The following is a 10531-nucleotide window of genomic DNA, read 5'->3' on the forward strand; positions in this document are numbered from 1 at the left end:
CGTTGTTGAGAACATTACCGGAGGCGATAACAAAAAGGGGAGCCACTGTGGCACTCGACACCGTGGAGCTGCTGCTGCACCCGGTCCGGCTGCGCATCGTCCAGGCGTTCCTGGGTGGCCGCACGCTCACCACCACCGACCTGCGCACCGAACTGAGCGACGTGCCACCGGCCACGCTCTACCGGCAGGTCGCCACGCTCGCCGACCACGGCGTCCTGCACACGGTGGGGGAGCGGCGCGCCCGCGGCGCGGTCGAGCGCAGCTACCGGCTCAACGAGGCCGCCGCGTCGGTCGACCCGGACGAGGCCCGGTCCATGAGCCCGCAGCGACACCGCCAGGCGTTCCTCACCTTCGTCGCGGGCCTGCTCGCCGACTTCGACGGCTACCTCGACAGCGGCGACGCCGACCTGGCCCGCGACGTGGCCGGCTACCGGCAGAACGCGTTCCACGCCACCGACGCCGAGACCGCCGAGTTCGTCACCCGGTTCCGCGACCTGTTCGCCGAGTACGCGGCTCTCGGCCCCGGGCCCGGCCGGACCCGGCGGCTGCTCACCACAGTCCTGCTGCCCGCCGCCGATCAGGAGCGGCCCGCGGACCGCCGGTGACCGAGCACGATGTCCGCCACCGCGGCGCCGAGCGCCAGCACGATGATCCCGGCGGCGAGCAGCAGTGAGTGGCGGAACGCCGTACTCCAGTCGCCGCGATCGTCGGCGATCGTCGAGAAGAACAGCGCGCCCACCGCGGCGATGCCGGCGGCCGATCCGATCCGCTGCCCGGTCTGGAGCATCCCGGCGCCGCTGCCGGCCATCGGCACCGGCACCTCGGACAGCGTGAGCGTCTGGTTCGGCGCGATCACCAGGCCGCTGCCCAGCCCGGCGACGAGCAACGGCAGCGCGGTCCGCAGCGGCACGTCGTCGTGCGGACCGCCGGCCAGCACCAGGTCGGTCGCGATCAGCCCGGCCACCACGGCCAGCAACCCGATCGCGACGAGCGGACGGCCGTAGCGGGTGACCACCCGGCCGCCGAGCGCGGAGGCGAGCGCCGAACCGAGCGCGAACGGGGTGATCGCCAGACCGGCCACGAGCGCGCTGTAGCCGAGCCCCATCTGGAGGTAGAGCGTGAAGATGAAGAAGATCGCGGTGAACCCGGCGAAGTAGATCAGGCCGATCAGCGCGCCCAGCGTGTACGAGCGCACCGTGAACAGCCGCAGGTCGAACAGCGGCTGGGCGCGCCGGGCGTACCGGTGCTCCCAGAGCGCGAACCCGGCGAGCAGCAGCAGGCCGGCGGGGATCAGCAGCCACTTGCCCGGGCCCCGCCACTGCTCCCGCTGCACAAGCGGCAGCAGGATCACCGTGACTCCGGCGCCGAGCAGCAGCACGCCGAGCGGGTCGAGCCGCCCCCGTCCGGCGGGGTTGGTGGGCCGGGCCGGCATCAGCCGCCAGCCGAGCAGCATCGCCACGATCCCGACCGGGATGTTCACGAAGAACACCCACCGCCAGCCGTGCTCGGCGCCGCCGAGCTGGATGAGCAGCCCGCCGAGCAGCGGACCCACGGCGGTGGAGATGCCGATCGTGGCGCCCAGCAGCCCGAACGCCCGGCCCCGGTCCGCGCCCCGGAACAGCTCCTGGATCATGCCACTGACCTGAGGGTTCACCACACCGGCGGCGGCGCCCTGGACGAGGCGGGCGACGACCAGCCACTCCGGCGAGCGCGCCAGCCCGGCCAGCGCGCTGGTCAGCGTGAACAGCCCCACCCCGACCACGAACGCGGTACGCCGCCCGCGCGCGTCACCGAACCGCCCGGCCGGCACCAGCACCAGGCCGAACGTCAGCGCGTACCCGGACAGCACCCACTGCAGATCGCTCGGCGTGGCGTGCAGCGCCCGGTCGATCGACGGCACCGCGACGTTGACGATGCTGACGTCCAGCAGCGTCATGAACGCCGCGATCAGGCCGACGCTCAGCGCGCGCCAGCGGCGCCGGCCGTCGTACCCGGTGTCAGGCACCGGCGTCGACGACCGGCCCTCGCTCATCGTGCCCCCCACAGACCGTCGATCACCCGACTCCGATCGCTACCCGGTGCCCGGTGGGGCAAACGACTCGATCACGCCATCTGGCGCGCGCACCACCGGGGTCCGAAGTCCAGGCCGGACATCGGGGAGTCCTCGCGGTGCAGCAGCCCCCGCTCGGTGAGCGAGTGCAGCGGCTCGCGCAGCTCCTCCTCGGTCATCCCGGTCTCCTGGGCGATCAGGTCCGGGTAGGGGACGTGTCCCTGCACCTCCAGCGCGGACACCGCCTGGTAGACCCGTTCCTCGACCGCAGACAGCTGGACCTGAGGCATCGCTTCCCTCCTCGGCGTGGACCGCCCGACCCGCGGACGGCCGGCGACCGGCGGTTACCCGGACGGGCCGCGATGATGCGCACCCGTTCGACTGTCGTACCGGGCGGCGAGGCACGGCGGTGCCCTAGGCTGCACCCGTGATCATGGATCTCGTCGTGGTCGGCGGCGGGCCCGCCGGACTCTCCGCCGCGCACGCCGCGGCCCGGGCCGGCGTGCGCACGCTCGTGGTCGAACGGGCCACCCACCCCCGCTACAAGACCTGCGGCGGCGGCCTGATCGGCACGTCGCTGGCCGAGGTCGCCGGCCGCGTCGAGGTGCCCGCCCACGACCGGATCGGCCGGGTCACGTTCACCAGGGACGGGCGACGCGCGTTCACCCGCCGGCACCCCGCGCCGCTGGTCACCATGATCCGCCGGGAGGAGTTCGACGACCGGCTGCGCGCCGCCGCCGTCGCCGCCGGGGCGCAGGTCCGCGAGGGCGTCGCGGTCCGCGCGATCGAGCAGGACCCCGACGAGGTACGCCTGCGCCTGGCCGGCGGTGAGACGGTACGCGCCCGTACCGTCATCGGCGCGGACGGCTCGTCCGGCGTGACGGCACGCCACGTCGGGGTGCGCTTCCGGCAGGTCGACCTCGGGCTGGAACTGGAGCTGCCGGTGGACGCCGCCGAACGGGACCGCTGGCGCGGCCGGGTGCTGCTCGACTGGGGGCCGCTGCCCGGCTCCTACGCCTGGGTGTTCCCGAAGGGCGACCGTCTCACAGTGGGTGTCATCTCCGCCCGGGGCGACGGCGACCGCACCCGCGCCTACCTGCGCGACTTCACCGACCGGCTCGGCCTGTCCGGGGTGAGGCCGGAGCACGACTCCGGTCACCTGACCCGCTGCCGCACCGGGGACTCCCCGCTGCGGCACGGCCGGGTGCTGGTCGCCGGGGACGCCGCCGGGCTGCTGGAACCGTGGAGCCGCGAGGGGATCAGCTACGCGCTGCGCTCGGGCCGGCTGGCCGGGGAGGCGGTGGCCGCCGGTGACCTCGACGCGTACGCCCGGGAGGTCGACCGGCGGCTGACGCCGGAGATGCGCGCCGGGCACCGGCTGCTGGAGGTGTTCGAGCGGCGGCCCGACGTGTTCCACGCGATGCTGGCCAGCCCGCCCGGCTGGCGGATGTTCGTCCGGTTCTGCCAGGGCCGGGCGAGCTTCGCCGACGTGCTCGACCGGCGGCCGGTACGGGCCGCGCTGGCGATGCTCGACCGCCTGCCCGCGAAGGTACGGTCAGTGGCCGGTTGACCGGGCGCCGTGCCGGTGTTCCCGCACCACTGAGCGCCCCGCGTCAGGGGACGATGACCGCCCGCCCCCGCACCTCGCCCCGGCGCAGCGCCTCGTACGCCTGCGGCGCCTCCGCGAGGGGGAACGTGTGCACGTCGGCGTGCAGCCGGCCGTCGCGGGCCAGCGCGATCACCTCGTGCAGTTCGGCCCGGGTGCCCCAGAACGGCACCACCACACCGGTCTCCAGCGGCACCGGGGGCGGCTCGTCGGCGACCGGGCGCACCGGCAGCGTGCCGCCGGCCAGGCCCACCAGCAGGATCTGGCCGCCGGTGGCGACGACCTGCCGGGCGGTGTCCAGCGTGGGCTGCGCGCCGACGAAGTCGAGCACCACGTCCGCGCCGTCCGGCGCCGGTCCGACCAGTTCGCGGATCTTGTCCACCGCGTCCGGGCCGGCCTGCACCGTGTGGTGCGCGCCGAGGCGGCCGGCCAGGTCCAGCGCGGCGGTGTTGGTGTCCACCGCGATGATCCGTACCGCTGTGGTGGCGAGCAGGATCTGCAATCCCATGTGCCCCAGGCCGCCGATGCCGATCACCACGCAGGAGGTGCCGGGTCGCAGCCGGGGCCGCGCCAGGTCCACCGCGTGGTACGGCGTCAGCCCGGCGTCGGTGAGCGGCGCCGCCTGGGTCAGGTCCATGTCGCCGACCGGCAGCAGCCGGGACGCGGGCACCACCACGTACTCGGCCAGCCCGCCGTCGCGGCTGAGCCCGATGCCGCCGACCGGGATGACCCGGCAGCGGTTCTCCTCGCCCCGCAGGCAGGCCCGGCACCGGCCGCAGCCGATGATCCCGTAGACGGCGGCCCGGTCGCCGGGCGACCAGCCGTCCACGCCGGGGCCGACCGTGTCGACGGTGCCGGCGATCTCGTGACCGAGCGTCATCGGGATCGGGAACACGCCCGCCGGGGCGTCGAGGATGTGCAGGTCGGAGTGGCAGGCGCCGACCGCGCCGACGCGCAGCAGCACCTCACCCGGGCCGGCCTGCGGCGTGGGCACCTCCGTGTGCTCCAGCACACCGGGTGCGGTCATCCGTACTGCGCGCATGTCTCCTCCACCTCGTCGCCGACGGTCGACGCGGCGGCATACCCGTGCCGTGGCGGTTGATGCGGAGACGGGACGGGTGGGCGCACAATGCGGTCATGAGCGAGCCGGCCGAGTCGTTCACCGACGAGGAGTACGCGTTCCTGCGGCACGTCCGCTTCGGCGAACTGCCCGCCCGGGTACGCCCGGAGGAGCGGGTCGAGTCCGCCGAGACCGAGTTCCCGCCGGACCGGCCGGACCCGGTCGGCGGGGAGTCGGAGTGGCACCTGCGCGCGGGCGGCTGACGGGGCCCGGACACCGCCGGGCCCCGCCGCCTCCCGGTCAGAAGACCGGCACGCCGTCGCGGACCAGCTTCCAGTTGGGCACGAAGAAGTCGGCCGGGTCGATGACGCCCTTGGCCTGCGCCCAGTCGATGAGCAGCTGGCGGATCTCCTGCTGCGCGTTGTAGACCTGGGTCTTCACGATGCCCGGGAAGTTCCCGCCGCCGCTGCGCCGGTAGTTGTTCACCGCCACCACGAACCGGGCGTCCGCCGCGACCGGGGTGTCGGTGCCGGCCAGCACCAGGCGGGTGATCCGCTGGCCGACCGGCTTGGCGATGTCGATGTCGTAGTCGACGCCGGAGAACACGTCGTAGTTGTAGTCCGGCACCGCCGGGTCGCTGATCGTCTCCGGGTTCACCGGCGCGCCCGCCGGCAGAGTGACGAAGTACTTAGCCGAGTACTCCAGGTACGCCTTCACCTCGGCGCCGGTCAGCACGACCGCCTCCAGCGTGTTGTCGTACACGTAGAGGCCCGCCACGTCGCGGATGCGCACGTCACCCTGCGGGAACACCGCGGTACGGCTGAACGGCGCGGCGATGGACAGCACCGGCAGGCCCGCGTACTCGCCGCCGGCGAGCGCCTCGGTGACCACCTCGGTCTGGACGTGGTTGATGAAGTCCAGGATCGGGGTGTCCTTGTACCGCGACTCGGCGGCGGACAGCTCCACGCTCGACTGGGCGACGACCCGGTTGACGTACTCGACGGTCTTGGTGTGCTGGCCGCGCACGGCCGCGAGTACCGCCGGGTCCTCGACCACGGTGTTGGTGTTCAGCGTGGTGGCCGACTTGGCGGTAACCGTCCAGCGGCCCTTCTCCCGGGTCAGCGTGAAGTCCATCCGGGTCAGCCGCTGGCCCCACTTCGACGGCTCCGAGGTGAGGACCCGCTCGCCGGTGGTGAGGTTGGTGACGAACTTCTCCGGCACCTCGTTGTGCGCGTGGCCGAACAGGATCGCGTCGATGCCGGGGACCTGCTCGGCGATCAGCGCGGTCGGGTTCTCGTTCGGCAGCTCCGGGCCGTAGCTGGAGGTGCCGCTGTCGCCGCCGTGGGCGGAGATGACGACCAGGTCGGCGCCGCGGCGGCGCATCTCCGGCACCCACTTCGCGGCGGTGGCGACCATGTCGGCGAAGACCAGGCGGCCCTCGACGTTGCCCTTGTCCCAGATGGCCACGCCGGGGTTGGTCAGGCCGAGGATGCCCACGCGCAGCTTCGGCGCGCCGTGCCCGCCGAGCTTGACCTCCTTGATCACGTACGGGAGGAACGCCGGCTTGCCGGTCTTCGCGTTGAGCGCGTTCGCAGCCAGCGCCGGGAAGCCGAGCTGCTCGATCCAGGTCGCCAGCAGCGGCAGGCCGTAGTTGAACTCGTGGTTGCCGAGCGTCACCGCGTCGTACTTGAGGATGTTCATGGCGCGGGCCATCGGGTGCGTCTCGCCGGTGCTGGTGATCGGCTCCTGCTTGGCGTAGTACGTCGCCAGCGGCGTGCCCTGGATGGTGTCGCCGGCGTCCAGGACCAGCGTGGCCCTGCCCTTGCGCTCGGCGCGGATCTGGTTGACCAGGGTGGCGAGCTTCGCGACGCCGACGTCGTTGTGCTTGCTGTCGTCGAACTCGGCGTCCTTGTAGTAGTCCCAGTTGTAGACGTTGCCGTGGGTGTCAGACGTGCCGAGGATCGTCAGGTCCCAGGTCTTCGGCTGCTTCGGCTTCGCCTCGGCGGGCGCGCCGGCCAGCAGGGGAGCGGTCGCGGCGGCGGCCGCGACGGCCAGCACCTGGCGCCGGGAGGCGCCGGAGGAGGAAGTCATGGAGGTGCCTTTCCAATGGGGGTACGCGCCTCGTGGGCGCCGTTGCGCACCATAACCACCACATGTCACCTGCGCCACACCGGCCCGAATCGTTTCCCTTCCGGTCACAGGCTGCTGTTTTCCCGCCCGTCACCCGGGTAGGGCGCATCCATGAGCGAGGACCAGTTCACCCAGCAGCACCCGGCCGAGCAGTACGGACAGCAGGAGGGCCAGCCGTCGCAGCAGCAGACGCCGCCCGGCAACGAGCAGGAGATGGGGCCGAAGCCCGACCACGGCGAGGAGTCGTACCGGGGCAGCGACCGGCTCACCGGCAAGCGCGCCGTCATCACCGGCGGTGACTCCGGCATCGGCCGGGCCGTGGCCGTCGCCTTCGCCCGCGAGGGCGCCGACGTGCTCGTCACGTACCTCGCCGACGAGGAGGAGAAGGACGCCCGGGAGACGGTCGCCCTGATCGAGCAGGCCGGGCGCACCGGCGTCGCAGTCCGGTGCGACCTGCGCGAGGAGGCCAACTGCCGCGCCCTGGTCGACCAGGCCGTCCGCGACCTCGGCGGCGTTGACATCCTGGTCAACAACGCGGCGTACCAGATGTCGCAGGACAACGGCCTGCTCGACATCACCACCGAGCAGTTCGACCGGGTCTTCAAGACCAACGTGTACGCCATGTTCTGGCTCTGCAAGTTCGCGGTGCCGCACATGAAGGAAGGCTCGACGATCATCAACACGTCGTCGATCCAGGCGTTCGACCCGTCGCCGCAGCTGCTCGACTACGCCACCACCAAGGCCGCCATCGCCAACTTCACCAAGGCGCTCGCGCAGAACCTGGCCGACCGGGGCATCCGGGTCAACGCGGTCGCGCCCGGCCCGATCTGGACGCCGCTGATCCCGGCCACCATGCCGGAGGAGAAGGTCAAGCAGTTCGGCACCGACACGCCGCTGGGCCGTCCCGGTCAGCCGGCCGAGCTGGCGCCCGCGTACGTCTACTTCGCCTCGCAGGAGTCCAGCTACGTCACCGGCGAGATCCTCGGCGTCACTGGCGGCCGTCCGACGAAGTGAGCCGTAGTCTGGTCCGGCTTTTCCCGTTCTGGCTCGCTGGCCCGTGCCGGCCGCTGGTCCCGCCCCCGGTCGTCTGGTTCCGCCGCTCAGCGGGGCCAGACGGCCATCCGGCGGCGCACCTCGGCGATGCGTGGCGCGTCCAGGCCGTAGCGGGTGAACCGGCGGTCGGCCAGCCCGTCGAGGTAGCGGCCCGCGGCGCGCACGTCCTCGTCGTCCAGCGCCGGGTCGACCTGACGGGCCAGCTCCAGCAGCTCCGCGACCGTGTACCGGTCCAGCGCGGCGGAGACGTCGATGTAGTCGCGTACCTCCCGCCGGTTCACCAGCGCGGCGGTCTTGTTGGCGATCAGGTCGCGGACGTCCATGACCGGGCCGAGGTCCATCACCACCGGGCTGCGGTGCCGGTCCAGGCGGGCCAGGCTCAGGCGGATCTGCCGGCCGTCCCGGCTCACCACGAAGTCCCGCAGGTCCCGGTCGAATCCGTCGAACACCTCACCCAGCCCGCCCGGGTCCACCTCGGCCACCCGGTAACCGGCCCGCTCCAGCGCCGCGCGTACCCCGTCGGCCGCCGCCGCTGCGGCGCCCTCCACGTCGGCGAACAGGTCGACGTCCTCGGTGGGGCGGGTGACCAGGCCGTGTACGGCCCACGCCACCCCGCCGCCGAGCACGAAACGGTGCGGGCCGGCCGCGGCCAGCGCCACCCGGGCCACCTGCCGGTAGAAGTCGTGCGGATGGGTCACGCGGCGCGCAGGCTCCGGTGCCGGCCCTCCCAGGCCAGGCGTACGCCCCGGGGCAGGTTGAGCAGCGGCCACAACCGGCGCAGCGTGCCCGCGTGGATCAGCTCGCGCAGATCCTCCACCCGGGTCGTCTCACGCAGCACGTTCTCGTACATCCAGAGCAACTCGTCCGGGTCGCCCAGGTCGAAGGCGCGTTCGCTGCTCCACATCAGGCGTACCGGCAGCTCGACGATGCCGGTGGTGGGACCGGTCAGCTCGTCCAGGGTGCGCGCCACCACGGCGGGTCGCCCGGGGCGGGCGAGGTACGCGTGCGCGGTGACCGGCATGGCATCAGGGTAACCCCAACCCGGCCCAACACCCCCCGCCCTTCCCGCCCCCACCCCGTCGATCATGAACTTGACGGCGCGCGGCGTCCGTTTCGTCCCCGCCAACTTCATGATCGACCCTTGCATCCTCTCTACCTGTTCGCCTTGTTGGCCTTGTTCGCCTAGCGCGGCGCGGCGCTCCGCCGGAGATCTTGGAAGATTCGGGCCCCTATGGCGGCCGTTTCCTTCCAAGATCTCCCACGGTCGCGCGTGCGCCAACGCCGGCGCACGGGTCCCGGCGTTTCGCCGACGAGAGATCTTGGTACGCAACGGCCCCTCATGGGGGCACTTTCGTACCAAGATCTCCGTCCGGCAGTGCGGACGTCGCCGCGAGCATGCCCCGATCATGAAGTGGCTGCGACAAACCGGACACCGTGTGCCGTCAACCTCATGTTTGACGGGGCCAGGTGAGTCCAGGCAGAGGACGGGGCCGGGATCGGATCGGCCGGGACGGAACGGACGGATGTTGAGGCTGGGCGGGACGCCGGAGGACCAGGGGATGGTTCGGGGGCGGTGTCCGGGCTGCGTCGGGTGTCGGGTTTCGGGGTGGTGGGGGACACCCGGCTGGCGGAATCGTGGGCGGGGCCGGGGCGTTATACCTGGTGAACGACCGCAGCAGCACCCCCGGCAGCACACGAGCGCGGGTGGTAGGGCCCGGGAATGATCCCGGGCAGGCGGTCGTTGTGGATGTCTCCGGCGCCACCCAGCCGAACCCCGCACGCCACCCCCGGGCGTGCTGCGGGCCGCGTGTGAGCAGGACGCCGGATCCCCCCGAGAACCTTTCTTGAGCGCCTGACGGTGCCCACGCACCCCACCCCCGGGTGTGCGTCGACCCCCGAATGGAGCCCCTCATGAACACGATCCTGCGTAAGAGCATCCTCGGTATCGCCGGTCTGACCGTCGCCGGTGGCCTCGCCGCCGGCCCCCTCAACCACGACACCACCACCCCCGCCGCCCGGGACGCCGCGGTCACCACCACTCAGGCCGCCGCGAAGCTCGACACCGCCACACTCATCCCGCACGGCGTGCAGGGCGCCCAGTCGCGTATCGACCTGAACGACGAGCAGACCGCCAACGTCAAGGCCATCATCGCCGCCACCAAGAAGGCCGGCATGGACGAGCGCGCCGCGGTCGTCTCCATCGCCACGGCGCTGCAGGAGTCGAAGCTGGAGAACCTCGGCCACCTCGGTGACCGTAACGACCACGACTCGCAGGGCCTGTTCCAGCAGCGCCCCTCCAGTGGTTGGGGCACGGTCGAGCAGATCACCGACCCCGAATACTCCACCACCGCCTTCCTCAAGGGTCTGCAGCAGGTCGACGGCTGGCGCGACATGCCGCTGACCAAGGCCGCCCAGACCGTCCAGGTGTCGGCCTACCCGGACCACTACGCCCAGTGGGAGCAGCAGGCCGCCGACCTCGTCGCCCAGCACTGGAACAGCTGACCCGGCGGTGACCGGGGTCACGACGAACGAGCGGAAGAACCGTGACCCCGGTACCGTTGTGCAGAGCGTCGGTGTGTTCAGTGTCCCCGGGCCTCACCTAAATTGCCTTCGCGGAATACCGTTCGGCTGG

General features: G+C 72.3%; 11 protein-coding genes. 5 read left to right on the forward strand and 6 right to left on the reverse strand.

Annotated elements, in window-relative coordinates; genetic code table 11:
- The first annotated feature begins 47 nt into the window (after nt 1-47).
- Entirely contained in the window at nt 48-605 is a 558-nt protein-coding gene (locus FHX31_RS13850; RefSeq protein ID WP_184976402.1) for a helix-turn-helix domain-containing protein, read from the forward strand.
- Here FHX31_RS13850 and FHX31_RS13855 read toward each other — a convergent pair.
- Nucleotides 578-2032: an MFS transporter gene (locus tag FHX31_RS13855; protein ID WP_145823383.1), complete on the reverse strand. Its 1455-nt coding sequence runs from the start codon at nt 2030-2032 to the stop codon at nt 578-580. The two genes, FHX31_RS13850 and FHX31_RS13855, sit on opposite strands and share 28 nt — an antisense overlap.
- Before the next feature lie 71 nt (nt 2033-2103).
- On the reverse strand, nt 2104-2340 hold the full coding sequence (locus FHX31_RS13860) for a hypothetical protein (protein ID WP_013286401.1): 237 nt from the start codon (nt 2338-2340) through the stop codon (nt 2104-2106).
- A gap of 143 nt (nt 2341-2483) precedes the next feature.
- On the opposite strand from FHX31_RS13860, the gene FHX31_RS13865 reads away from it, so the two are divergent.
- The gene (locus FHX31_RS13865) at nt 2484-3620 is read left to right on the forward strand and encodes a geranylgeranyl reductase family protein (protein ID WP_123111738.1); all 1137 of its coding nucleotides are present in this window, start codon (nt 2484-2486) and stop codon (nt 3618-3620) included.
- A gap of 43 nt (nt 3621-3663) precedes the next feature.
- Here the strand turns inward: FHX31_RS13865 and FHX31_RS13870 are convergent, their stop codons facing one another.
- Nucleotides 3664-4698, reverse strand: coding sequence for an NAD(P)-dependent alcohol dehydrogenase (locus tag FHX31_RS13870; RefSeq protein ID WP_123111734.1), 1035 nt, complete (start codon nt 4696-4698; stop codon nt 3664-3666).
- Between the two features lie 95 nt (nt 4699-4793).
- Here FHX31_RS13870 and FHX31_RS13875 point away from each other — a divergent pair, with 95 nt between their 5' ends.
- A complete protein-coding gene (locus tag FHX31_RS13875) occupies nt 4794-4979 on the forward strand; it encodes a hypothetical protein (RefSeq protein ID WP_135240224.1) in 186 nt (61 codons plus the stop codon).
- A 37-nt stretch (nt 4980-5016) separates the two neighbouring features.
- On the opposite strand, the gene FHX31_RS13880 is transcribed toward FHX31_RS13875, so the two are convergent.
- Nucleotides 5017-6807 (reverse strand): bifunctional metallophosphatase/5'-nucleotidase, encoded by a 1791-nt coding sequence (locus FHX31_RS13880; RefSeq protein WP_184976404.1) that lies wholly within the window; start codon nt 6805-6807, stop codon nt 5017-5019.
- Between the two features lie 150 nt (nt 6808-6957).
- Between FHX31_RS13880 and FHX31_RS13885 the strand changes: the two genes are divergently transcribed.
- Nucleotides 6958-7860 carry an SDR family oxidoreductase gene (locus FHX31_RS13885; RefSeq protein WP_013476749.1) on the forward strand — a complete coding sequence of 301 codons (903 nt, stop codon included), beginning with the start codon at nt 6958-6960 and terminating at the stop codon, nt 7858-7860.
- Nucleotides 7861-7946: 86 nt separating this feature from the next.
- On the opposite strand, the gene FHX31_RS13890 is transcribed toward FHX31_RS13885, so the two are convergent.
- Together FHX31_RS13890 and FHX31_RS13895 are read right to left on the reverse strand one after the other, a co-directional pair.
- Complete coding sequence (locus FHX31_RS13890; RefSeq protein WP_013286395.1) at nt 7947-8597, reverse strand: nucleotidyl transferase AbiEii/AbiGii toxin family protein; 651 nt, start codon at nt 8595-8597, stop codon at nt 7947-7949.
- Nucleotides 8594-8920 carry a hypothetical protein gene (locus tag FHX31_RS13895; RefSeq protein ID WP_123111737.1) on the reverse strand — a complete coding sequence of 109 codons (327 nt, stop codon included), beginning with the start codon at nt 8918-8920 and terminating at the stop codon, nt 8594-8596. The genes FHX31_RS13890 and FHX31_RS13895 overlap by 4 nt, the downstream gene beginning before the upstream one ends.
- Before the next feature lie 890 nt (nt 8921-9810).
- Between FHX31_RS13895 and FHX31_RS13900 the strand changes: the two genes are divergently transcribed.
- Nucleotides 9811-10401, forward strand: a complete 591-nt coding sequence (locus tag FHX31_RS13900; RefSeq protein WP_184976406.1) for a hypothetical protein — start codon at nt 9811-9813, stop codon at nt 10399-10401.
- Nucleotides 10402-10531: the final 130 nt, after the last annotated feature.

The sequence above is a fragment of the Micromonospora sp. CNZ286 genome (assembly GCF_014207755.1).